Annotated in this window: 21 protein-coding genes and 1 pseudogene; 9 read left to right on the top strand and 13 right to left on the bottom strand. The window is 71.6% G+C overall.

Features of this window, described 5'->3' with window-relative positions; all coding sequences use genetic code 11:
* Positions 1-51: 51 nt before the first annotated feature.
* The 5 genes from ACFUPX_RS00625 (at position 52) to ACFUPX_RS00605 (ending at position 4,407) form a co-directional block, all read left to right on the top strand.
* Entirely contained in the window at positions 52-1,365 is a 1,314-nt protein-coding gene (locus tag ACFUPX_RS00625; RefSeq protein ID WP_383313581.1) for a lipase family protein, read from the top strand.
* Positions 1,366-1,632: 267 nt separating this feature from the next.
* A complete protein-coding gene (locus ACFUPX_RS00620) occupies positions 1,633-2,790 on the top strand; it encodes a helix-turn-helix domain-containing protein (protein WP_383313579.1) in 1,158 nt (385 codons plus the stop codon).
* A gap of 183 nt (positions 2,791-2,973) precedes the next feature.
* Positions 2,974-3,645, top strand: a complete 672-nt coding sequence (locus ACFUPX_RS00615; RefSeq protein WP_383313577.1) for a hypothetical protein — start codon at positions 2,974-2,976, stop codon at positions 3,643-3,645.
* Positions 3,646-3,650: 5 nt separating this feature from the next.
* Positions 3,651-4,091, top strand: coding sequence for a hypothetical protein (locus ACFUPX_RS00610; protein ID WP_383313574.1), 441 nt, complete (start codon positions 3,651-3,653; stop codon positions 4,089-4,091).
* A gap of 124 nt (positions 4,092-4,215) precedes the next feature.
* Positions 4,216-4,407 (top strand): DUF5999 family protein, encoded by a 192-nt coding sequence (locus ACFUPX_RS00605; protein ID WP_383313573.1) that lies wholly within the window; start codon positions 4,216-4,218, stop codon positions 4,405-4,407.
* An 11-nt stretch (positions 4,408-4,418) separates the two neighbouring features.
* On the opposite strand, the gene ACFUPX_RS00600 is transcribed toward ACFUPX_RS00605, so the two are convergent.
* Positions 4,419-5,030, bottom strand: coding sequence for a TetR/AcrR family transcriptional regulator (locus ACFUPX_RS00600; RefSeq protein WP_383313571.1), 612 nt, complete (start codon positions 5,028-5,030; stop codon positions 4,419-4,421).
* Between the two features lie 109 nt (positions 5,031-5,139).
* Between ACFUPX_RS00600 and ACFUPX_RS00595 the strand changes: the two genes are divergently transcribed.
* Positions 5,140-6,621, top strand: coding sequence for a cytochrome P450 (locus ACFUPX_RS00595; protein WP_383313569.1), 1,482 nt, complete (start codon positions 5,140-5,142; stop codon positions 6,619-6,621).
* A 438-nt stretch (positions 6,622-7,059) separates the two neighbouring features.
* Here ACFUPX_RS00595 and ACFUPX_RS00590 read toward each other — a convergent pair.
* From ACFUPX_RS00590 to ACFUPX_RS00545, 10 genes and pseudogenes are all read right to left on the bottom strand, one after another.
* Positions 7,060-7,284: pseudogene (locus ACFUPX_RS00590) on the bottom strand (hypothetical protein); the annotation flags it as partial.
* 90 nt (positions 7,285-7,374) lie between these two features.
* Complete coding sequence (locus ACFUPX_RS00585; protein WP_383313567.1) at positions 7,375-8,583, bottom strand: glycosyltransferase; 1,209 nt, start codon at positions 8,581-8,583, stop codon at positions 7,375-7,377.
* The gene (locus ACFUPX_RS00580; protein ID WP_383313566.1) at positions 8,580-9,368 is read right to left on the bottom strand and encodes a MerR family transcriptional regulator; all 789 of its coding nucleotides are present in this window, start codon (positions 9,366-9,368) and stop codon (positions 8,580-8,582) included. Before ACFUPX_RS00580 ends, ACFUPX_RS00585 begins: the two co-directional genes overlap by 4 nt.
* A gap of 55 nt (positions 9,369-9,423) precedes the next feature.
* Positions 9,424-11,343: a DUF2264 domain-containing protein gene (locus tag ACFUPX_RS00575; RefSeq protein ID WP_383313564.1), complete on the bottom strand. Its 1,920-nt coding sequence runs from the start codon at positions 11,341-11,343 to the stop codon at positions 9,424-9,426.
* Complete coding sequence (locus tag ACFUPX_RS00570) at positions 11,340-12,356, bottom strand: hydroxyacid dehydrogenase (RefSeq protein WP_383313562.1); 1,017 nt, start codon at positions 12,354-12,356, stop codon at positions 11,340-11,342. Before ACFUPX_RS00570 ends, ACFUPX_RS00575 begins: the two co-directional genes overlap by 4 nt.
* 41 nt (positions 12,357-12,397) lie before the next feature.
* Positions 12,398-13,261, bottom strand: coding sequence for a carbohydrate ABC transporter permease (locus ACFUPX_RS00565; RefSeq protein ID WP_383313560.1), 864 nt, complete (start codon positions 13,259-13,261; stop codon positions 12,398-12,400).
* Entirely contained in the window at positions 13,258-14,238 is a 981-nt protein-coding gene (locus tag ACFUPX_RS00560) for a carbohydrate ABC transporter permease (protein WP_383313558.1), read from the bottom strand. The genes ACFUPX_RS00565 and ACFUPX_RS00560 overlap by 4 nt, the downstream gene beginning before the upstream one ends.
* Positions 14,239-14,338: 100 nt before the next feature.
* Positions 14,339-15,670, bottom strand: coding sequence for an ABC transporter substrate-binding protein (locus tag ACFUPX_RS00555; protein WP_383313556.1), 1,332 nt, complete (start codon positions 15,668-15,670; stop codon positions 14,339-14,341).
* Between the two features lie 91 nt (positions 15,671-15,761).
* Positions 15,762-16,856 (bottom strand): substrate-binding domain-containing protein, encoded by a 1,095-nt coding sequence (locus ACFUPX_RS00550; RefSeq protein WP_383313554.1) that lies wholly within the window; start codon positions 16,854-16,856, stop codon positions 15,762-15,764.
* A 115-nt stretch (positions 16,857-16,971) separates the two neighbouring features.
* A complete protein-coding gene (locus ACFUPX_RS00545; protein WP_383313553.1) occupies positions 16,972-18,489 on the bottom strand; it encodes a membrane-associated oxidoreductase in 1,518 nt (505 codons plus the stop codon).
* A gap of 209 nt (positions 18,490-18,698) precedes the next feature.
* On the opposite strand from ACFUPX_RS00545, the gene rpmF reads away from it, so the two are divergent.
* Entirely contained in the window at positions 18,699-18,869 is a 171-nt protein-coding gene (gene rpmF / locus ACFUPX_RS00540) for a 50S ribosomal protein L32 (protein WP_383313551.1), read from the top strand.
* A gap of 162 nt (positions 18,870-19,031) precedes the next feature.
* Positions 19,032-20,858 carry a choice-of-anchor A family protein gene (locus ACFUPX_RS00535; protein WP_383313548.1) on the top strand — a complete coding sequence of 609 codons (1,827 nt, stop codon included), beginning with the start codon at positions 19,032-19,034 and terminating at the stop codon, positions 20,856-20,858.
* Positions 20,859-20,947: 89 nt separating this feature from the next.
* Here ACFUPX_RS00535 and ACFUPX_RS00530 read toward each other — a convergent pair whose 3' ends face one another.
* Both ACFUPX_RS00530 and ACFUPX_RS00525 read right to left on the bottom strand, forming a co-directional pair.
* Positions 20,948-21,724: a L,D-transpeptidase gene (locus ACFUPX_RS00530; RefSeq protein ID WP_383313547.1), complete on the bottom strand. Its 777-nt coding sequence runs from the start codon at positions 21,722-21,724 to the stop codon at positions 20,948-20,950.
* Positions 21,725-21,752: 28 nt separating this feature from the next.
* The gene (locus ACFUPX_RS00525) at positions 21,753-22,139 is read right to left on the bottom strand and encodes an STAS domain-containing protein (RefSeq protein ID WP_383313545.1); all 387 of its coding nucleotides are present in this window, start codon (positions 22,137-22,139) and stop codon (positions 21,753-21,755) included.
* 361 nt (positions 22,140-22,500) lie between these two features.
* On the opposite strand from ACFUPX_RS00525, the gene ACFUPX_RS00520 reads away from it, so the two are divergent.
* The gene (locus ACFUPX_RS00520) at positions 22,501-23,706 is read left to right on the top strand and encodes a lactonase family protein (RefSeq protein ID WP_383313543.1); all 1,206 of its coding nucleotides are present in this window, start codon (positions 22,501-22,503) and stop codon (positions 23,704-23,706) included.
* Positions 23,707-23,735 lie beyond the last annotated feature (29 nt).

The raw sequence follows: 23,735 nt of genomic DNA, 5'->3' as shown, positions 1-23,735 counted from the left end.
CGTGCACAGCGAATCCCCCTCGAAACGAAGCCGAGACGAAGGAGCACCCCCGTGCGCAGGCCAAGAGCGAAACGGAAGAAGAGGCTGCTCGCGCTGACCGCGGCCGTCGCCCTGGCGGGCCTGGGGCTCGGCGCGACGAACCTGACGGCGGGCGCCGCCGCGACCCCGGACGCGTCGGCGGCGTGCGACGCCCCGGACGAGCGGATCTACCAAGTGCCGGGCGCCGTCCCGACCGATCCCGGCAGCGTCATCGCCTGCCGGACGACCGCGCTCACCCATGTGCCCGGCAACATCCCGATGCACGCCTGGAAGGTCCAGTACAGCTCGAAGGACAACGCGGGCAGGTCGGTCGCGGTCTCCGGCACCGTCGCCGTGCCCGACGCCGAGTGGAAAGGGCGGGGCAGCCGTCCCGTCGTGGCCTTCAACCCCGGGACGCTGGGGCTCGGTTCGCAGTGCGCGTTCTCCAAGCAGCTCGCGGGTGCGTTCCAGGACGAGTACGAGGGAGAGAACATCGCGGCGCTCCTGAAGGCCGGTTACGCCGTCGCGGCGACGGACGGCGCGGGCTATCTGAACGGCCAGACCCATCCGTACGTCTCCGGGGCCGACGCCGGGCACGCGCTCCTGGACATCGCGCGCACCGCGTCCGCCATCCCAGGAAGCGGCCTGGACCCGAAGACGAAGATCGGCCTGTGGGGCTACTCCGAAGGCGGCGCGGCCAGCCTGTGGGCGGCGCAGCTCGCGGCTTCGTACGCCCCTGAGCTGGACATCGTGGGCGACGCGTCCGGCGGTGTGCCAGGCGACTTGAAGGTGGTCGCCAAGGGGCTCAACGGCAGTCCGTTCGCGGGTTTCCTGGTCGACGCCGTGCTTGGCCTGTCCGCCGCGCATCCCCAGATGCCCTTCGACGAGCTCATGAACGCCCAGGGCGTGGAGACCCTCAAGAAGGCCAGGTCGCACTGTCTGCTCGGTACGATCTCGACCCTCGCGGGCCAGAAGATCGAGGACAACACCAAGGGCGGACTGAGCCTGGAGCAGCTCTACGCGCTCAAGGGCACGGACGGCAGGACATGGGGCCAGGTCGTCGACGCGCAGAAGCTCGGCGTCGGGATCGGCCGCGCGGGCTCCGGCGCCAGGTACGAGATCGACTTCCCCGTCCTGCAGTACCGCGGCTCCCTGGAGGAGGTCATCCCGATCGAGACCGAGGACGCGACGCGCAAGGCGTACTGCAAGGCGAACGTCACTACGCAGTGGAAGGTGTACCCGGGCGAGCACCTCACGACCGATCAGCTGGCGAAGGACGACGCGGTCAAGTGGCTCGGCGACCGCTTCGAGGGCAGGCCGGAGTTCGGCAACTGTCTGCTTGCGTGAGTTAGTTCGCACGCGCTGCCTCTTGTCACCCGGGTGACAGGAGGCAGCATCATGTCTGTCCGTCCTCGACGGGCCGCCACGGACCCGTGGCGGTATCTTCACCAAACCTTTGTCCCCCGCGCGCAGAGGGAGCACGCCATGGTGAACGGTTCGACGCTGCCCGCCGGTATACCCCCGTCAGGCGCACCCTCATCCGCATCCGCGGGCACCCCGGCAGAGGAGTCGTACGCCGCCTTCAGAGCCTTTCCCTCGGGCCTCCACGATCACGTGAGACCGTTCCTCGACGACATCACCTCGGAGGTGGTGCGGGCCATACGCACCGAAATACCGGAGTACGCGCGCCCGACCGACGACACGTACATGCATGTCGTGAACCGGGGTGTGGAGCAGGCCCTGGAAGGGTTCCTGGCCCGGATGGCGCACCCCGACACCGACTGGGAGTCGGTGAAGGCCACCTACCAGAACATCGGCAGGGGCGAGGCGGACGAGGGGCGCAGCCTCGACTCCTTCCAGTCGGCGCTGCGGCTCGGCGCGCGCGTCACCTGGCGCCGGGTCAACGCCCTGGTCGACGCCGACCTGCTGCCCCGGCACGTCCTCGCGGCCTTCGGCGAGGCCCTGTTCCTGCACCTGGACGAGATGGCCGCGGCGACGACCGCGGGCTACACCGAGGCCCGGCTGCACGCGGCGGGCGAGCTTCAGCAGCGCAGGGCCCGGCTGATCGACCTGCTGACCGCCGATCCTCCCGCGTCGGCGGAGGCCATCTCCGATCTCGCGCAGACCGCCCAGTGGCCCATCCCGCGCGAGGTCGCGGTCGTCGTCATCGACCATGCCCTCGCCCCGGAGACCATCAGGCCGATCGTGCCGCCGGAGTTCCTCGCGCGCTTCTCCGAACAGCCCGGCTGCATCGTGGTGCCCGACCCGGAGGGCCCGGGGCGGGCGCGCTCGATCGCCGCCGCGTTACAGGGGCTGCGCGCGGTGATCGGCCCCACGGTCGCGCTGCACGAGGGCGCGCGCTCGCTGCGCTGGGCGCTCGACGCACTGGAGCTGTCCCGGCGCGGCATCCTGCCCCGCGCGGGGCTGCTGCACTGCGCCGACCATCTGGCGACGCTGCTGCTCTTCCACGACGAGGCGCTGATCGACGCGCTAGCACAGCGGCATCTGCTGCCCCTCAACGAGGTGCGGTCACCGCAGCGTGAGCGCCTCGCCGAGACCCTGCTGTGCTGGCTGCGGTGCGGGCACAACGCGAGCGAGGTGGCCACGCGCCTGGCCGTGCATCCGCAGACGGTGCGCTATCGCCTGCGGCAGCTCGACGAGGTGTTCGGTGACCGGCTGCACGATCCGGTGGCGCAGTTCGAGATGCAGCTGGCGCTGCACGCGTTGAGCCTGCGGCCGCCGGCCGCAGGTGAGGTGGTCGCGGTGCGGTGAGCCGAGCGGGGTGAGCCGGGCAGGGAGCCGGGTGTGCGGTGGCCCGGCGGCGCTTCTCCCGGGCACGTCACCCGGGCCCCGCGGGCACGTCACCCGGACGCGCCGCGAGGGCGGCCGACCGTGGCCGTTATCGAGCCGTAATGTCCCCTTCGCCCCAACTCCCAGGCGAAGGAGAGTTCTTACGTGCGTGCCCCTCTCATGGCCGCTTCCGTCGTACCCCCACCGCCCACACCGCCCGCACCGCCCGCCGCACCGGCGGTGACCGCCGCCCCGACCACGAAGCGGACCCGCCGGATCCCCCCGCGGCTCCTGCCCCGCCTCGTGGTCCTCTTCCTGCTCCCCCTGCTCACCACCCTCAGCGGCACCCTGCTCGCCCCGGCGCACGCCCACGCGGACGCACTGGCGCGGCACGCGCCGTCCGCGACCATGCTGCTGGCCCCGCCGCCCGCGCAGGACGAGCCCTGCACCAGCAAGGACCCGGCGGTCTGCCTGATCCGGCAGATGAGCCCGGAGGAGCGGGAGCAGGCGCGCGAGGTGCGGCTGCGCTACCACCGGCTGCTGGACACCATGGAGCGCGTGGCGGACCGTATGCACGAGGAGGGCCGCTCCGACGAGGAGATCGCCCGCGTCCTCGTCGACATGCGCAACGAGGCCAAGGACATCACCCGCGCGGGCATGTCCCCCGAAGCGGTACAGGCCCTGGAGCAGCGGAACATGCAGAAGTACGGCAACCCGCTCGGCCCGACCGCGGACCAGCAGTACGCCAAGTACGGCAGCTGGGCCAAGGTCATCGAGGCGGCGACCCGCACCAGCGCCGCCGTCGACCAGGAACTCGGCATCCCGCCGCGCGCCTGATCCCGATGCCGCTCCAGGATTACGACCAGCACGGCCGGACATGGGCCCTCGACCCCCGGACGGGTCTCCTCTCGCCCGCGTCCGGCCGCTGCCACGGCTTCGCCCACGTGGCCGACCAAGCGGCAGCGGCGCTGTACGCCGACCCGTCCGACGTCGAGCCGACGCTCTGGCTCCAGTACGGCCGACGCCGCTGGGACTGCGCCACGGTGACGGCCCATCAGTCCGCGGGGCCGAACGGCACCCGCCGCTTCACGGTCGAGGGCGCGCACGGAACGGCCCTCGAACTCCTCTACCCCGCACCGGATCCCGGCCCCTTCGACCCTACGTACGACTGGATCGACGCGGAGGCGGACGACTTCTTCCTCTGGGCGGCAGGACGCCTCACGGACACGGCGTCACGTACCACGGTCCTGGCGCACTTCCGGTCCGGTTTCCTCCCCGCCTGATGTCGGAAGTAGCCTCTCCTGGCGATGAGTTGATGCCTCCCGCGGAGTCTTCACTCACACAAGGAGAAACCGAACCAGACCGGGCCGCGCACCAGGTTCGCGACCCCCACCCCGGAGGTACACCATGTGCGCCCACCAGCCCCCGTGCCCGACCGCCGACAGCCCCGACCACGTCGCGGCGCTGATCGTCCGCGCCCACCCCGAACAGGGCTGGAGCCTGCTGTGCAACGGCACGATCGTCTTCGACGACACCGGCGAGATCCTTCCTGACGGACGGGTGGTGCCGGTGACGAGGTCGCTGGCGATGGCGGCCTGAGAGAGGTCCCCTCAGGGGGCGATGGCGCCGAGCAGCGCTCTCGCGCACAGGTCGCGCACCTGCGCGCGAGGCAGCAGCTCCGGCTCCTCCAGCCACTCCAGGCAGACGGTCACCATGAAGGCGAGCCAGCCGCGCACGGCCAGGCGCAGGGTGGGCAGTTCGTGGGCGGCGGTCGCCGACCCGGGGTCCGCGGCGAGTGCCGCCAGGATCTGGTCCTCGTGGGCCGCCAGGCCTTCGCGGTAGATCCTGCGGACCGTGGCGTCGCCCGTCTCCTCCGCCCGGTGGAAGGCACGGAAGCCTTCGGCGTGCGATTCGACGTAGGCGAGGAACGTGTCGAGGCCCGTGCCGATCTGGTCGCGGACCGGGATGCCGGGGACGGCCGCCGTCAGGCGCAGCATGCGCCGGCTCTCGCGCTGCACCACCGCGGCGAAGAAGTCGCTCTTGGTCGGGAAATAGTGGTAGAGCAAGCCGCGTGAGACGCCCGCGATCTCAGCCACCCGCTCGACCCATACGTCGTCGTACGGATTCTGCGCGAAGAGCCGCGCTCCGGCCGAGAGCAGCTGCTCCCTGCGCTCCTCGGTGCTCAGTCTGCGGCGCGTGCGCTCCTGCGGGTTCGCGGCCATGCGAGCACTTTACTTGACGTGGATTCAATAGCGGGACCAGACTGGAAGCCCTTATTGAATCCACGTACAACAGGCTCAACGGGTCTGTGGCACAGGGGAGATGGCACGCATGGCGCAGGTGACGCAGGGTGCTGGGACGGCTGAGCCCGCCGTGCCTTCCGGGGCCCCGAAGGGATTTCGCAGCGCCGAGCTCGGGTGGCCCCGCCTCGACCTCATCCCGCATCCGCCGCGCCGTCTGCCGCTGATCGGCGACGTCCTGGGGGCCAACGTCCGCACGCCGGTGCAGGACTCGATGCGCCTCGGCAGCAGCCTGGGGCCCATCTTCCGCCGCAAGGCCTTCGGCAAGGAGATCGTCTTCGTCTGGGGCGCCGAACTCGCGGCCGAGCTGGCGGACGAGTCGCGGTTCGCCAAGCATGTGGGCCTTGGAGTCGCCAATCTGCGGCCGGTGGCCGGTGACGGCCTGTTCACCGCGTACAACCACGAGCCCAACTGGCAGCTGGCGCACGACATCCTCGCGCCGGGCTTCAGCCGCGACGCGATGGCCGGGTACCACCCGCTGATGCTGGACGTGGCCCGGCAGCTGACCGCCCGCTGGGACGCGCGCGAGGAGAGCGGCCGGTCCGTGGACGTGCCCGGCGACATGACGAAGCTGACCCTGGAGACCATCGCCCGCACCGGTTTCGGGCATGACTTCGGTTCCTTCGAGCGGTCCCGCCCGCACCCGTTCGTGACGGCCATGGTCGGCACGCTCTCCTACGCCCAGCGCCGCAATGTCGTACCGCCCGCGCTCGCCCCGCTGCTGCTGCGCGGCGCGAACCGGCGCAACGCCGCCGACATGGCCTACCTCAACCGCACCGTCGACGACGTGGTCGCCGCCCGCCGCGCCGCGTCAGGTCCGGGCGACGGCGATCTGCTCGACCGGATGCTGGAGGTCGCCCACCCCGACACCGGCGAGCGGCTCTCCGCCGAGAACATCCGCCGTCAGGTCATCACCTTCCTGGTCGCCGGGCACGAGACGACATCGGGCGCCCTGTCGTTCGCGCTGCACTACCTCGCGCGCTCCCCCGAAGTCCTGGCCCGCGCCCGGGCGGAGGTCGACGAGGTCTGGGGCGACGCGGAGGAAATCGCGTACGAGCAGGTCGCCAAGCTCCGCTATCTGCGCCGCGTGCTCGACGAGTCGCTGCGGCTGTGGCCGACCGCGCCCGGCTTCTCCCGCCAGGCCCTGCACGACACGACCATCGGCGGCACGCACCCCGTGCGCGAGGGCGGCTGGGCGCTCGTCCTGGCCACGCTGCTGCACCGCGACCCGGCGGCGTGGGGCGAACGGCCCGAGGAGTTCGACCCCGACCGGTTCGCCCCTTCGGCGGTGCGGGCGCGGCCGGCCCACGTCTTCAAGCCGTTCGGCACGGGCGCGCGGGCCTGCATCGGCCGTCAGTTCGCGCTGCACGAAGCGACCTTGGTCCTGGGACTGCTCCTGCGCCGCTACGACCTGCACGCCGACCCCGGCTACCGCCTGCGGGTCGCCGAGCGCCTGACCCTCATGCCCGAAGGGCTCACCCTGCGGCTGTCCCGCCGCGCCGCGGCCGCGTAGGGACGCGATTGTCAGACCCGTGCGCAAGAGTGGAGGGTCCACCGGTGCGAACCACCGGGCCGTCCGACCCCGCGCGCAGAGGAGCTCTCGACATGACCGGCACGCCGACCCCCGAACTGGCCGCAGCCCAGGCCTGCTTGCGGCTGCTGCACACCGCACGCGCCGCGCTGTCCGGCCCCTCACCTGCCGCGGCGGCCTCGCTGCTCGCGGGCCCCATGGCGGAGGCGGACGAAGCGCTGCGCCGCGCGGGCCTGACGGGCAACGAGGCCGAGCTCCTGAACAGGATCTACGACCTCGAGCCCGACCGGCCCGCCCCTCGGGAGTACCCCGATCCCGGGGAGTCCCCCGCTCCGGCTAGTTCGGCTCCGTCGATCCCCTCAGCTCCCCCAGTTCCCCCAGTTCCCCTGATGCCCTGGGTTCCGTCGAGGCCTTCGGCTTCCAGGTGAACTTGTCTCCGCCCACCCAGAGCACCTGGTCCGGGTCGTCCACGTCGTGTACGACCATGCCCGCCTGGGCGGCCACCTCCAGGACATCGACGAGTTCCCTGGCCTCGCCGACCACCTCCCCGTCGAGCTCCACGATGCGGAAGGGCGGTCGGCCGGGGTTGACGCCGAGGACGGTGATCCGAGGATTCGCCATATAGAGGCTCGCGCTTTCGGTCATGTCTGCAGGCTTCCACGCTCCGGCTCCGTCATGACCATCACGACCTGCCCGTTCGGCCGCTCGGGCTAGGGACATGCCGTCGGCGCCGCACTATCCGAGCCGCTCGACCGCCTTCAGGACATGACCGGCGCCGTCCTCCGCGCCCATCCGGCGGGAGACGGCACGGGCGGCTTCCTTGTACGAGGTCTCGCGCACCGCACGCCCGATGCGCTCGGCGAGGCGCTGCGCCGTGAGCTCCTTGAACGGGAGGGGCGCGGTGGCCGCGCCGATGCCCGCGATCCGCGCGGCCCAGAAGGGCTGGTCCGCCATGACGGGTACGGGGATCGCGGGCACCCCGGCCCGCAGCCCCGCCGCCGTGGTTCCGGCGCCCGCGTGGTGGACCACGGCGGCCATCCGCGGGAACAGGAGCGCATGGGGCACCTCGTCGACGGAGAGGATGTCGTCTCCATGGGCCATCAGGCCCGCACGCCCCTCCTGGAGGACTCCCCGCAGCCCGGCCCGCCGCAGCGCGGAGACGGCCAACTCGCTCAGTCGCGCCCCCTCCCCCGCGGCCATGCTGCCGAACCCGATGAAGACGGGCGGCGGCCCGGCCCGCAGGAACTCCTCGAAGCGGGCGGGCAGCGGAATGTCCGGGTCGTGGTGCGGCCACCAGTTGCCGACGGCGTCGAGGCCGTCGCGCCAGTCGGCGGGCCGGGGCACGACGGCGGTGCTGAACCCGTACAGGACCGGCCACCCGGCCGCTTCCTGGCGCCGTCTGACGGCACCCAAGGTGGCCAAAGGCAGCGTGAGACGTGCCCGCAGGTCCGCGACCGCGTCGGCGTAGACACGGTCCGCCATCCGCAGGGAGAAGCGGCCGAGCGCGCGGTTGCCGAGGCTGCCGAGCGACCTGCCGCCGGTCACCACCGGTGCGAACTCCTTTGTGGGGTGCGTGGGTTGCAGGTAGACGCCCAGGGAGGGTACGCCCATGGCCTCGGCCAGTTGCCAGCCCAGCGGGGCCGTGGTCGTCGAGAGCAGCAGGACGTCCGCGCCGGGTTCCGCCGCGTCGGCGAGCCCGGACCCCAGCTGCCGTACGAACGCGGCAGCCGTGCGCATCAGCTGCCGCTTCCCCCCGCCGGCGTCGGCGCCGCTCGTCTGCGCCGGCAGGGGGCGGAAGGTGAGCCCGGCGCCCCGCACCAGCGGCGCGAAGGACTCCTGCGTGGCGATGGCGACGTCGTGGCCCGCCGCCCGCAACCGGGCGCCGAGGCCGGTGTACGGGGCGACATCGCCGTACGACCCGGCGGCGGCCAGCAGAATCCTCATCGGCTCTCCACCTCGCTCCCGCCCTTCTCGGCGTTGGCCCGTACCGCCGCGTACAGGAACGCGGCGAGGCCGGGCCGCTGCTCCGAAGGCGGCACCACCAGGGCGAAGGCGCGGGGATCGTCGGCGAAGTCGTCGGCGATGCGCAGGTGCATGGCGGGCGGGCAGGGCGTGAACCAGCGGGTGATGTGCCGGCGGTGTTCCTCGGCGAGCGCCCTGGCGCGCTTCCCTTCGGCGGGTTCGCCCTCGTCGAACGCCTTGAGGAGTTCGGCCCGCCAGTCGGCCGCCTCACCCATGAGCCGGGCCCAGTCCTCCTTGGAGTGGGCCGCGGCGCGGCTCATCGCCTCTCTGTGGCCCGCGCTGTTCTCCCACTTGAGCCCGGCCTCGGTGGCGTAGCTCAGGTCGAAGGTGATCTCGCCGAACACCTCGAACCGCTCCTGCGGGCTGAGCCGCACGCCGGTCTGCTGCACCTCCATGGCCCGCTCGGCGACCTCCACCAGGCGGCCCAGCTTGCCGATCTGCTCCACCAGCGCCTTGTGCCGCGCCCGCAGCAGTTCGAGCGCGTCGGCATGCGGGTCCGCGAGGATCTCCGCGATCTCCTCCAGGGCGAAGCCGAGTTCGCGGTAGAAGAGGATCTGCTGCAGGCGGGCCAGATCGGCCTCGCCGTACAGGCGGTACCCGCCCGCACTCCGCTCGCCGGGCACGAGCAGCCCGGACCGGTCGTAGTGATGCAGAGTACGGACGGTGACCCCGGCAAAACCGGAGACCTGCCCGACGGTGTAACTCATGGACCTCGCCTTTCGTCGCGTACAGCGTGCGGCCTGACGCGACGTGAGGGTCAAGTCACCCGGGCTCCGCCGTCCGCCCGTGCTCCACCGTCAGGGGTGCGAAGGCGATCCGTGTCAGGGAGCCGTCGTCCGTCCACCGCACCTCGACGGTGTCCCCCGTCGCGCTCACCACGGTGGCCGCGTCGGCCGATGGTGCGGGGGCCGGTTCGGCGGTGAGCGTGGCCAGGGCGACGTACACGGCCGTGCCCTCCGCGTCGGCCGTGAGCCGCGGCATGCGGGCCCACCGGGTGAAGGCCGTGCCCTGGGGTGCGCGCTGTTCGCCCTGGCCGCTCCAGCCGTGCAAGGGGTGCAGCGCGGAGAGCAGGGGCTCCTCGGGGCCCGTGGCCCAGCCGGTGTGGGTGACGCGGGCGCCGTGCGGTGCGCCCACGACGCGGTGCACGCGCAGTTCGTGGCGGCCCCTGGCCACGGTGACGCTCTCCACGCCCAGTCCCGGCACCATCGGCGGGCCGCTCACGAAGGCCGGGGTGTGCCGGGACGCGGCCCAGCCCCAGCCGTCGCCCTGGCCCGCGCCCAGCGGACGGATGCGGCAGCGGGCGCTGCGCACTCCCGCCACCTCCACGGTCAGATGGTTGTCCGCGGTGTTGCCGCGGGCCGTGGGGCCTGTCCTGGTGGAGTAGGCGTGGCGGGCGTAGAGCGGGTCCTCGTGGGCCGCGGCCTCTGCCTCGTGCGGGCGGGCGTGGTCGCTGCCGTGGTTGTGCAGCCTGACGATCCCGTCGGCGTGGGTGCTCTGGATCAGGAGGCCGGGCGCGGGCAGCGCCAGGATCCGGTCGTGGCGCTCGCTGGGGGCGGATTCCTCCGTGGCGGTCCACAGGGGGTGGCCGGCCGGTGCGAGGAGGCCGACGAACGCTTTCGACGCCCAGTACGGCGACGCGGGCCCCGAGTAGGACTGAAGGGTCGCCTCGTGCGGGCCGTGCCAGCCGAGGCCGAGCAGCCCGTCGGCGCCGACGGAGCCGCGGTCGAGGAAGTAGCGCAGCGATCCGCTGAGTATCCTGCGCGAGGCGCCGGGGCTGAGCGGCGTGTGGCCGGTGAGCGCGCCGAGGGCCACGGACGCCCCCGCGGCGAAGCGATAGGTCAGGGAGCGGCCGAAGTGGATCGGGGCGCCGTCTCCCCCGAAGAGGAGCCCGAAGCTCTCCAGGTGCTCGTGCAGGCGGGCGCCAAGGTGGTCCAACTGACGTACATCACCCGCCAGTTGGGCATCGAGTGTCGGGTAGAGGTGCAGGGCCCAGCCGTTGTAGTGGTCGAAGGCGCGGCCGTCCCCGTCGGCGTACCAGCCCTGGCCGCGGTACCAGGTTTCCAGGAGGGCGAGGGCCCGCTCGCGTGCGCGGGCCGTCTCCGCGTCGCCGCGGCCCACCGACTCCAGGAAACCGGCCACGGTGTAGGGGAAGAGGTACCAGTTGTTGGGCGCGGGGACGTGACGGATCGCGCCGCGCAGCCACCGCGCCGCCCGGTCCTGTACGTCGGTGTCGAGCCGGTCCCACAGCCAGGGGCGGGTCAGCCGCAGGCCGAGGGCGACGGACGCGGACTCGACCATCGGCTGGCCCTGGACGTGGTGGTCGAGGATCACCGGCCAGGACTCGGTGTCGTCACGGCCCGGCGTGCGGGTGCCTGCCGCGAGGCCTTCCGCGTACCGGTCGAGCCAGCCGTGCGGGTCCTTGCCTTCGGCTCCCGCCACCCGGAACGCGGCGGCGAGCAGGGTGCGCGCGTATCCCTCCAGGCCGTCCGAGCGTACGCCCGACGCGGAGGGCCGTCCCGGCAGGTCGAGCAGCGCGCCACGCGGCGTGGCCCACTGCCAGGCGGCGCCCAGGAGACCGTCGGCGGCGGCCTCCCAGTGTGCGCGCGTGTAGCCGGTGTACGGGCTCAACTCCCGGTTGTCCTCGGGGAGTCCGGGGCGTCCGGGAAGTCCGGGGATGCTCATGCGAGGTAGGCCAGCCTTTCGCGTCGTACGGCATGGGCGAATCCGTCGCCCGCGGCCCAGCGGCCGACCTCGGCCACGGCGAGATCGGCGAGGCGTCCCCATTCGTTGCCCTGCGAACCGGCCAGATGGGGGGTGATCGTGACGTGGTCGCACTCCCACAACGGGTGGTCGGGGGGCAGGACTTCGGGGTCGGTGACATCGAGGACGGCACGGACCCGGCCGGCGAGCGCGGCTTCGGTGAGGGCGTCCTGGTCGAGGACCGCGCCGCGGGCCGTGTTGATGAGCACCGCGTCGTGGCGCATCGCGGCGATCAGTTCGCGGCCGACCAGGCCGCGGGTGGCGGGCAGCAGCGGGGTGTGGACGCTGACGACGTCGCTGCCGGAGAAGAGCTCGGCGATGCCGACCGGCCGCACGCCCAGCGCTCGGGCCTCCTCGTCGGACACGTACGGGTCGTGCAGCAGTACCTGGAGGTCGTAGGGGCGCAGGAGCTCGATGACGCGGCGGCCGATCATCGAGGCGGAGAGGATGCCGACGGTGCGGCCGTAGTTGCCCACGCCGTTCGCGAGGCCGAGCCAGTCGTCACGCCGACGCGTGGCCTTGAACTCCCTTGCGCGCTCCATTACTTGCTTGCCGGTGAGCAGGATCATGGCGACGGTGTACTCGGCGACGGGCAGGGCGTTGGCCGCGGCGGCCGACGACACCTCGATGCCGCGCTCCCAGCACTCCTGGGTGATGTGGCCGCGTACCGACCCCGCGGTGTGCACGACGGCCCGCAGCCGGGGCGCGGCCGCGAGCGCGGCGGCGTCGAGCGGCGGGCAGCCCCAGCCGGTGACCAGGACCTCCACCTCCCGGAGCACGGCGCGCGCCCGCTCCGTGCCGAAGTCGTCCAGGACGGTGTCCGGCACCAGATCGCAGACCCGGCCGAGTGCGGCGAGGGCGTCGGGGCCGAGCACGGCCGTCGCCGCGTCCCGCGCCATGGCGAGCGCGGTGGGCGGACGGTGGCTGCCGTTCATCAAGACATTCCCTTTCACATGGTGCTCATCCATCTCATCGCTCACTTGACCGAGCCCGCGGTGAGACCCGACTTCCAGAAGCGCTGCAGCAGGATGAAGGCGAGGATCAGCGGCAGTACCGCGAGGAGCGAACCAATGATCACCACGGGGTAGTACTCGGGCGAGACGGTGGCCGAACTGTTCCAGGTGTAGAGGCCGAGACTGACCGGGTAAAGCTTCTCGTCCGAGAGCATCACCATGGGCAGGAAGAAGTTGTTCCAGATGGCGGTGAGCTGGAAGAGGAACACCGTGACCAGGCCGGGGCCCAGCATCCGCAGCGAGACACGCACATACGTGGTGAGCTCCCCCGCCCCGTCGACACGGGCCGCCTCGAGCACCTCGTCGGGCACGTATCCCTGGCTGAAAATGCGGCCCAGATAGACGCCGAACGGGTTGAAGAGGACCGGTATGAACACCGCCCAGAAGGTGTCGACGACGCCCGTGGCCGAGGCCATCAGGTACAGCGGAAGCGCGAGCACCGTCTGCGGCACCATCACCGCCGCGAGCACCAGGCCGAACACCTTCTCCTTGTGCGCGAAGCGGTACTTGTCGAAGGCGTAGCCGCAGGCGACGCTCACCAGCGCGCTGATCGCGGCGCCCAGGACGGCGTACAGGAGGCTGTTGGCGTACCAGCGGCCGTAGAGGCCGCCGTCCATGGCGAACAGGTCGCGCAGGTTCTGCATGAAGGAGAAGTCGGAGAGGGAGAAGAAGTCGCTGCTGAACAGCGCGTCCCTGCTCTTGGACGCGGCGAGCACCAGCCACAGGACGGGCAGCAGCGTGTAGAGCACCGCGACGCCGACCACGGTGTTCACGACGGTGCGGCCCAGGAGGCGGGGGCGGTGCGCGGTGAGGGTGTCGGCGCTCATCGTGCGGCCTCCTTCTGGGAGCGGTTGGTCCAGCGGGTGACGCCGTACGAGAGGGCGACCGTGCACAGCAGCAGGATCACCGAAGCGGCGGCGGCGAGCCCGTAGTTGTTGCGGGTGAAGGCCGCGTCGTAGATGTACATGCTGGGCGAGAAGCGGGAGTTGACCATCGGGGACGACTGGCTGAGCAGCATCGGCTCGGTGAACAGCTGCAGTGCCCAGATCAGGGTGAACATGGCGACCATGACGATCGACGAGCGCACGAGAGGCGCCTTGATCTGGAACGCGGTGCGCACGGGGCCCGCGCCGTCCACGACGGCGGCCTCGATCACTTCTCGGGGCACGGCCTGCAAGGCGGCGTAGAAGATCACCATGTTGTAGCCGAGGTTGCTCCACAAGGCGATGTTCACGATCGACGGAAGCACGGTGTTCACTCCGAGGAAGTCGATGTGGATGTCACCCTGGGAGAGCAGGTCGACGACCGGACTGAGTCCCGGCGTGTAGAGGTACAGCCAGATGAGGGCCGCGATGATGCCCGGCACCGCGTGCGGCAGGAAAAGCGCCAACTGGGCCCAGGCGCGCAGCCTCACGACGCCCGAGTCGAGCAGCAGGGCAAGAGCGAGGGCGCCGATCACCATGAGCGGGATGTAGATCAGGCAGTACAGGGCGACGACGCCGAGGCTGCCGAGGAAGGTCGGGTCGGTGAGGACGGCCGTGTAACTGCGCAGGCCGACGAAGACCGTGTTCTCCGGGCCGAAGCCGAGGCCCGGCTGGTCGTCGCTGAAGAAGCTCAGCCAGACCGCGGTGGCGACGGGTATCAGGAAGACCGCCACCAGCAGGATCAGGAAGGGGGTCATCAGGACGCCGCACGCCACGTGTTCACGGCGCCGGGCACGCGTGCGGGCGCGTCGGTCGCGGCGGTCGGGTACGGGGGCTTCGGCGGTGCGGGTGGCGTGGGCCGGGGGCGCGGTCGTGGTCATCGGGGGTCACCTGCCTTTCTGCTGGTGCTCGTCGCGTTCGGGGGCTTCGGGCGCGCCGGAGCCTCCGAGGGCTTGGCTCGCGCTCGGGCGCTCGGTCCCGTCATGTGCCGCGCTCGGTGACCGAGAGGCCGAGGGCCTTGAGGTCCGGCATCGTTCCGTCGTGCGCCGCGTGTACGGCGTCGAGCAGCGAGCCCTTGCCGCCGCCGGCGCGGGCGAAGCCGTCCTGCATCAGCTTCAGGGTGGCGGTCATCCGCGGGCCCCAGACCCAGCCGTCGCGGATCGTCTCGGCCTGTTCCTCGAAGAGGCGGTAGATGTCCTGGCCCGAGTAGTAGGTGCGGTCGAAGGCCTTGCGACCCACGGACACCAGGTCGGGCACGGCCGGATACTGGCTGCTGGTCCCGCTGGAGAGACGGGCGCGCAGGGCGTCGGGGTGCGAGACCTGCCACTCGATGAACTCCATGGCGGCTTCGGGGTGTTCGCTGTCCTTCGTGACGGCGAAGGTGGAGCCGCCGTGGGTGCCGACGACCGGGTTGTCCGGGTCCCACTGCGGGAGCGGGGCGATCGCCCACCGGCCCTTCTGCGCGGGCCTCGCGTTCATCTGTGATCCCGCGTCCCAGGCGCCGCTGAGCCGGGCCAGGATCAGGTCCTCGCCGAGCTGCGCGTCGTAGTGCCTGCTCTCGGAGGCGTTGACGAAGAGCAGTTCCTCGTCGATGAGCCGCTGCCAGTACGCCGCGACGTTCCGGGTCGGCCGGTCCATGAGCGAGACGTTCCAGGCGCCGTCGCGGGTGTCGAACCACTGGGCACCCGCCTGCCACGCCCAGCAGGCGAACTGCGGGCCGCCGTCGGTGGGGAAGAGCGCGATGCGCCGGTCGCGCGACTTGTTGCGTACGGTGCGTGCGGCTTCGGTGAACTCGTCCCAGGTGCGCGGGACTTCGATCCCGTACGCGTCGAACAGGTCGGCGCGGTAGTGCAGGACCATCGGCTCGATGTCCAGCGGAACGGTGAAGACCCGCTTCTCGAAGGTGGTGAGGCCAAGAGCCTGCGGCAGCAGCTTCGCGCGCAGCCGCTCACTCATCAGCGAGGTGATGTCCCGGGCGACGCCGTCGATGGCGAAGCCGGGGACCTGGGGGTACTCGATGGTGGCGACGTCCGGTGCGTTTCCGGCCCGGGCCGCGTTGCTGAGCTTGGCGTATCCGCCCATGGCGCCGGACGGGATCTGCTGGAACTCGACCTGGACGCGGTCGTGGGTCTTGTTGAACGCGTCGACCACTTCCTGGCTTCCGCGCAGTGCGGACCAGAAGGTGACGCGTGTGGTGCCGCCCTTGCTGCGCGGCGTACGGCCCGTGCTGCCCGAACAGGCGCTGAGCGCACCTGCCATGGGAACTGCGGCCGTCACGGCGAGCAGGGACCGGCGGCTCGGTCGACCAGGCATGGGTGCCTCCCGCGGCTCTTGTTCGGGACACGGGAATCCTGATCGCGTGAACGATGCCGGTCAATAGACCGATCAAAAGAAACTGAAGCGGTCAAACGATCTCACGGTGTGTGGCGGATCCGCGGACCTTGAGCTCCGGCAGAAGCTCCACCCGTTGCGTCGTCCCGGCGCCCTGTCCCGCCAACTCGTCGAGCCTGCGCAGCAGAAGCCCGGCCGCCGTCCGCCCCACCTCGTGCTTCGGCGGGGCCACGGCGGTCAGCGGCGTGCTGCCGAGCGCGGCCACCACATCGTCGTACGCCACCACGGAGCAGTCCTGCGGCACCCGCATCCCGCGGTCCATGAGCTGCTGCACCAGCATCAGCGCGTCGACGTCGCCGTGCAGCACGGCGGCCGTCGCCCCGCGTTCGCGCAGCCGCGCCGCGAGGTCGAGCGGTTCGCGCACCCGGCCGGGTCCCGCGCCCTCGGCGCTGAGCATGACGCTCCAGTCCTCGATCTCGGGCCGGGACGCGGCGATCTCGGCGAAGGCCGTACGCAGCGCGCGGGCCGTCGGGCTGTCGTCGCGCGCGGCCAGGACGATCCGCCGGTGGCCGAGCCCGGCGAGATGGTCCACGGCGAGATGCATGCCGTACCAGTGGTCGGTGCAGACCTGGTCCATGGCGTGCAGCGCACTTCCCGCACGCGGCCGCCGCTCCATCAGGACGGTGGGCACACCCGACGCCGCGAGCCAGTCGTAGTCCCCCTCCTCCTCGGCAGCGGTGCGCCAGCGCGGGGCGATCAGGAGCCCCCGCACGCCCTCGGCCAACACCCGCTCCACCAGCGGCCGTTCGGCGCCCTCCACCTGCGGCGCGATGTGCAGCGCGACCCGCACGCCCGCCTCGTTCAGGACGCCTCGGGCCCCGTGCATCGTCTCGTACAGGTAGGTGTGCCGCTCGGGCACCATCAGGGCGACGGCCCCACCGCTCGTCACCGGCTCGGCGGGCGCGGTGCTCCGCTCCACGGGCCCGACCGACCGCGCCACGCCGTGCCCGCGCCGCAACCTGCCCTCGCGGGCGAGGTCTTCGACGTCCCGGCGCACGGTGATCACCGAGACCTCCAGATCGTCGGCGAGATCGCTCAGCCGGGCCTCACCGCGCGACTCCACGACCGCGAGTATCCGCTGCCGCCTGACATCCCTCGGCTCCCGCATGCTGCCGACCCCCTCGCCACGTACCCGTCAGGTGTTCGTTTGAGCGTTTCGCTGGAGGATATCGATCGTCGCCCCGCCTGGGTACAGGTCGGCGATGTTCGTCACTCGCGGCTCGTCACTGGCGGCTGAGCGAGCGCGTGATGCCGGCCGCCACCGTGGTGACCAGGACCCAGCCCGTGGCGACCAGCAGATACGAGAGCCACTGGTACCGGCCGTCCGGCGCGAAGGCCGACTCCTGCCCGAAGCCGATGATCGGAAGGAGCAGGTCAAGCGTGTAGAACACGGGGTTGAAGGTGGGCGCCTCGTCGGACTTCAGCGGGCGCGGATGGTGGAGGGCGAAGGCGAGCGCGCCGGTGAGCAGCAGGACGAGCAGCCACCCGGCGGCGCGCATCGGACGGAATCCGTAGCCGACGGTCACGTCCTGGAGGTGGCCCCAGATTCTTGCGTACGGGGGCAGGGTGCGCCGGTGGCGGCGGAGCTTGGCCAGTTGCACGGTGCGGGCGCCGGCCTCGTCGCCCACCGTGCGGTACGCGGCGGCCAACTGCTCGTAGCTCTGCGGGAGATAGCCGACCGCCTCGCGCTCCAGCAGCGGCAGTCGCTGCTCCGCGGGCAGGTCCGGGGCGAGCCTGCGGTAGCCGAGGCCGTCGAGCTTGACCTGCTCCGGCCACACCTCCGGAGAGGCGTACAGCAGGTCCACCTGGGAGCGGCGCAGGTTCACGATGCCCTGGATCGGAGCGGCCTCCCGCAGCCACAGCTCGCCGATGACACAGCTGCTGGCCCGCAGCGCCGTCCCACCGGGGTGGGAGAGGCGGGCGTAGGCCAGATTGACGTGCCGCGGAATTCTGGCACCGCTCATGTTGACCGCGCCGCGGGCACGCAGTCGCTTGGCCCGCAGATCGGTGCCGACCGACAGGGTCTCGACCTCCAGGGCGACTTCACCGGCGCCCCCCAGTTCGGCGCCGTCGAGGTTGACCTGGCCCCCGACGGTGGCGCCGTTCATCCGGACCTGGCCGTGGGCCACCAGGTCCGGCGCCCATACGTCGGATCCGATCACCGCATGGTTCAGCTGGAGCACCGCTTCCGCCGCCGCCTCGGGATCCAGGGCGGGCGAGGCGCCGGGCTCGGGCGGGGTGCCCAGCTCCGCACCGTTGGCGAAGAAGGCGCCGGTGATCTGCGCGCCCGCGAGCCGCACCGGGCCCGCAATCCGGCAACAGGAGATCCGCAGGGCCTGCTCGACCCGGAGGGTGGCCCCCATGAACCCGGGCAGGACCGAGTCGTTGAGCGCCAGGGTGCGGATCTGGGCGCCGTTCAGGTTCGGCGCCTCGTCGAAGTGGCAGGACCGCAGCCGTACGGGGTGCTCGACCGTCCCGTACATGAGGTTGAGGTACCCGGTGATCCGCGCACCCGTCAGCTTCATGCCCGCTATCTCACCGTCCTGCGTGGGCCCGTTGAGGAGCAGCGCCCGCAGCACCTCGGCACGCACCGTCCGCTCGGGGCCCCAGGACGCACCGGCCAGGGGATCGTCCCCGGGGCTCTCGCCGTCCTCGGAGCGCGCACGGAAATCGACGCCGTCGCCGAGCGAAAACGCCTGCCAGACGCGGCGTTCGGCAGGTGTCAGGTCGGTGATCTCCATCGGCCGGATGCTGTCGCGGGCGCGTCAGGACTGTCAACCGGGCATCGGGATCCCGTCGGCGCGGAATTGAACCGGCAGACCCGCAGACCCGCAGACCGACAGAGCAGCAGACCGGCACGAACCTAATTCGAAATGGGATCCATTTTCATATAGCCTCGGTGTCGCACTCCGAGACTCGGCGTCGCAACTCCGGGAAAGGACCCGAACCCATGGCCGTACCCAAGCGGAAGATGTCCCGCAGCAACACCCGCCACCGCCGGGCCCAGTGGAAGGCCAGCACCCCGCAGCTCGTGCCGGTCACCGTCGACGGCTCCGCCTACCTGGTGCCCCAACGGCTGGCCAAGGCGTACGCACGCGGCCTGCTGCGCCCCGAGGACTGAGGGGCTGCGGGGCTGCGGGCCCGCAGTCCTGAACCCGCCGTGAGAGTGGAAAGTCGACCGCTCCCCAAGGGAACGCGGGTGTGCCGCACCGGGCCCGGCAGCGGGCTGTCACAAGCTGCCGGTAAGGAGCTTTTCCTATCGCCCGAGGAGCTGGTATTCGACATGCCCGGAATGTCCCGCACGCAGCGCGCCGGACGTCTGTTGACCACCCTGAGCTGTGCGTTCGTCGCCGCGTCCGTTCCGCTGCTCCCCTCCGGGAACGCCTTCGCATCGGCCGGGGACCCGCCCGCAGCGAGGGCCGTGGCCGCGCCGCTTCCCGGCGGGCTCGGCCCCTGCGTACCGGGCTACTGCCCTCCGGGCCCGTACCCGCCCGTCACCAATGACCCCATCCAGTACCGCGACAACGCGATCAACATTTTCGCGGGCGGCGACTTCCTGGTGCGCGGGAGCGCCGCGGAGGCCGAGGGGCGCGTCGTCGTCCTCGGCGACTTCGACCAGGACAAGGCGGACGGGGTGAGCGCCGCCTACAACATCGGCGAGGCGGGCGTCGGCTCCCGGGTCGCCCCTCCGGTCGGCGCCGACTGGCTCACCACCGGTGGCGACGTCAGGGTCGCCGCGGGCGAACGGCTGCTCGCCGAGCAGGGCGTCGTCCGTCACGCGGGCGCGGCGAGCGGCACGATCCTGGCCCAGAGCGTGACCGAGGACGCGGACGCCGCGGCGCCGTACACCGCGCTGCGCGGCCGGCTCAGCGTGGCCAGCCAGTGCTACGCGCACGGGGAGGCCGGCACGCGCACGCCGACCGGTACCGCCGTGCACGGGGGCGGCGAGACGGTGTTCACCGGGGACGGCACCTCGGCGCTCCAGGTGTTCAACGTCGACTTCGACCTGGCAGGCTCGACGGGCGGGCAGGAGGGCGTCCGGTTCGTGAACATCCCGGACGGGGCGACGGTCCTGGTCAACGTGCTGGGCACCCGGCGGGTGGTCAACACGTACAGCGGCGGCATCGACGACGCGACGGACCCGCTCAACAGGCTGCGGGAACGGCTGCTGTGGAACTTCCCCGACGCGACGGACGTGGAGATCAAGGGCACCGGACAGTTCCAGGGCAGCGTACTGATCGGCCAGGACGCGTCGGACACGACGGTCAGCGTGCCCGGCATCAACGGACGCTTCTACACCGCCGGTTCGGTCACCCACACCAGCTCGGCGAGCGGCGGGGGCGGCCAGGAGTTCCACAACTACCCCTTCGTGGGCGACCTGCCCGAGTGCGGGCCCGCGCCGACGGTGACGGGGAAGGTCGAGGTCGCCAAGAAGGACTCGGCGAGCGGGAAGGCGTTGCCCGGGGCGGTCTTCGAGCTCTGGCACGAGACCAACGGGGTCCCCGGCGTGCAGACCTCGGGCGACGACCCCGACGTCCGGATCGGCGACCCGTGCACCACTGACGCCGGTGGCGAGTGCCGCCGGACGGTGCCGCCGGGCACGTACTACTGGGTGGAGACCAAGGCCCCGAACAGCTATGACCTGCCGTCGCCCGCCTCCTTCGGCCCGCTGGTCGTGACCAAGGCCAACGCGAGCGACGGCGTCACCGTGACCGCGAAGAACAAGAAGAAGACGCCCGACGGCAAGACCCTGGGCGACCTGCACGTCCGCAAGACGGACCGCGTCACCGGGCGCCCGCTGGCCGGTGCCGTGTTCGAACTGTGGCGCGAAACCAACGGCAAGGCTGGACTGCAGACCACAGGCGGGAACCCCGACACCCGCAGGGGGCAGGGCTGCGCCACGGACGGCCGAGGCCGCTGCGACTTCACCGACCAGCCGCTCGACACCTACTACCTCAAGGAGACCGCCGTACCGGACGGCTACCGCCTCCCCTCCCCCTCGGTAACCGGCCCCTACCGGCTGACCAAGGAGAACGCCTCCAAGGGCGTCACCGTCCGGCTCAGCAATGTGCGCGACGACGGGGGCAAGGGGAAGGGCGGCAGGGGCTGATCCCCGCGTGGCCCGGCTGAGCCTCGGGTGAGGCCCGCGCACCGGCGGCCGCCGGACGGTCGGCCGCCGGTCGGTCAGCCGCCGGTCGGTCAGCCGCCGGTGCCGGGCTTCGTTCCCCACACGTAGATCCGGTCCCCCTTGCGCAGCAGCCCGTAGAGCCGCTTCGCGTCCGCCACCGTCAGGTTCACGCAGCCGCCGGAACCGGAGGAGAAGAGGTCGTGCCGGGTGCCGTGCAGGGCCTGGCCGCCGTTGAAGAACTGGGCGTAGGGCATCGGTACGTCGTAGATCGTGGAGAAGTGGTTGCGGTGCTTCCAGTAGATGCGGTGCCAGCCGCGCCGCGTCTCCAGACCGTCACGCCCGCTGCGCACCGGCACCGGCGCGAAGACGAGGCGCCGCCCCACCTGCACCCAGAGGATCTGCCGGGTCAGGTCCACGCAGACCACTCGGTACGCCCGGGACGGGCAGCCCAGGCGGGCGGCGGGGTCACGCCGCGCCTTGTCGGCGACCACCGTCCGGTACGTGCGCAGCGAGGCACGCCCATCGGCGGGAGAGACGCCGAGGCGGTGCTGCAACTTCCGGATCGCCACGCAGTCCTGGGGCGACTGGACTCCGTCGACCGGCCTGCGCAACTCCCGCTCCAGCTGGCGCTGGTAGGGGGCGGTACCCGCGGTGCACGGCGGCTCGGGACGGGCGGACGCAGCGGCTGCCGGGACGGCGGGCAGGGAGAGGAGCAGAACGGTCGCGGTCAGCAGCAGGGAGCCGCCCGGCAGGGACCGGATCGACAGGGACCGGCTCGGCAGGGACCGGCTCGACAGGGACCGGCTCGGCAGGGAGCGACGCGGCAAGGACCAGCTTCGGGTCATCATGTAATGAGATTTGCCACTTGCTCCCTTTCTAGGCTGGTCTGTTCAGGTCTCCCTCGCAGTCGTCGGGCGTATCCAGACCGGCCGGCATGCTGTCCAGCACGGTGAAACTGCGGTCGAGCCGGGTGATGCGCAGCACTCGCCAGACGCGCGGGCTGCTGCGCACGAGGCACAGAGAACGCCGTCTCTCGATGGCCAGACCTTTGATGCGCACCAGCAGCCGCAGGCCGCCGGCGTCCAGAAACGACACCTGCCGCAGGTCCACCACCACACCCACGCCTGGTTGGTCCAGTAACTGCGTGACGCGCGGCGAGAGTTCGAGATCCGCCCAGGCGTCCAGCTCGCCGCGGAACGTCAGAACGATCGATTCATCGACCACCCGGTGGTGCAGTCCAAAGCCCGGGTCGGGCGTGCCCATGGTCCACCCCCCATTTACCTACACCCCGCATACTAAGAGTTACGACAACGCGAGCGGCGTGACCTTGAGGCCGGCGCCCGACGCCGCCGGGGACTGGGGCGGCACCGCGAATGGCATCTACATCTTGCCCGCTCAGGGCCAGTTCATACCTACGGGTGACATCCCCGGCCACCGCGCGGCGCATATTCGCGGCAAGTCGGCCATAGTTACTCTCCGTGTTTAGCGCGCCGTCTGCACCACCGATCGGGCGCCGTACCGGCATTGCGCGGGATGCAACTGAGGTTGCGCCTCTTGATCGTGGGGGTTCCTGGGCATCACGCTGTCTGCCACACGCGTCACCACCGACACTTGAGGAGCGGACATGGCGGCAGCGATGAACGGCGGGTCCGACGGACGGCCGCAAGCGAACGGCTGGGGGCGCCGCGGATTCATCGGAGCGGTCGCCGCGACGGCTGCCGCCGCTGCCATCTCGACACCCGCGCCCGCTTCGGCGGCCGCCCTGTCCTCCCAGCCGTCCCGCCCACGGCCGCCGCGCCGCACAGGACAGCTCTTCCTCGGCACGTACACCACGCAGGACGGCGGCGGCACCGGCCTCGGCCTGGCGACGTACGACGACACGACCGGGCACATCACCGGCACCGGCACGCTGACGGGCGTACCCGATCCCTCCTACCTCTGCCTCCACCCTTCGGGCAAGACTCTGTATGCCGTCAACGAGCGGGAGCAGGGCGCCGTGACCGCCGTCGCGCTCTCCGCCGGGGGGCCCGAAGTCCTGGGCGCGCGCGGCACGGGAGGCGCGGGGCCCTGCCATCTGTCCGTGCACCCGAGCGGGAACTGGCTGCTCAGCGCCAACTACCTCTCCGGAAGCGTGGCCGTCCATCCGGTCCAATCCTCGGGCGCCCTGGGCGAGTTGAGCGACCTGGTCACCCACTCCAGCCCGCCCCCCGGCCCCGGGCAGGACGGACCGCACGCCCACCAGATCGTGACCAGTCCGGACGGCGGTCATCTGCTCGCCGTCGACCTGGGCAACGACACCGTCTACAGCTATCGGCTCGACACGAAGAAGGGCAAGCTCACCCAGGTCTCCTACGCCACCGTCCGCCCGGGGGCGGGGCCGCGCCACCTCACCTTCCACCCCTCCGGGCGCTTCGCCTATCTCGCCAACGAGGTCGACAACACGGTGGTCGTCTGCGCGTACGACCCCGCGAGCGGGCGGCTGACTCCCGGTGCGCCGCAGCCCACCGGTACGGGCGAAGGCACCAGCTACCCCGCGCAGTTCGTCGTGACGCGCGAGGGCACGTTCGCCTACCTCGCCAATCGCGGGCACAACAGCATCACGCGGTACGCCGTCGAAGCGGGCGGCGCCCGGCTGCGGCTGCTCGACACGGTCCCCGTCGGCGGGGACTTCCCCCGGCACATCGCCTTCTCGCCGTCGCAGCGACTGCTGTTCGCGGCGAACCAGAAGTCGAGCTCGGTGAGCGTCTTCCAGGTGGGCAAGGGCGGCCGACTGAGCCTGACGGGCAAGCCGTTCGCGGCGCCGATCGCCGTGTGCGCACTGCCGCTCTAGGGCCGGCCCAGGGCTCCCCAGGACGTGTA

The organism is Streptomyces sp. NPDC057302 (assembly GCF_042667685.1).
Classification (GTDB): domain Bacteria; phylum Actinomycetota; class Actinomycetes; order Streptomycetales; family Streptomycetaceae; genus Streptomyces.
This window is presented reverse-complemented; position numbering and strand designations above follow the sequence as displayed.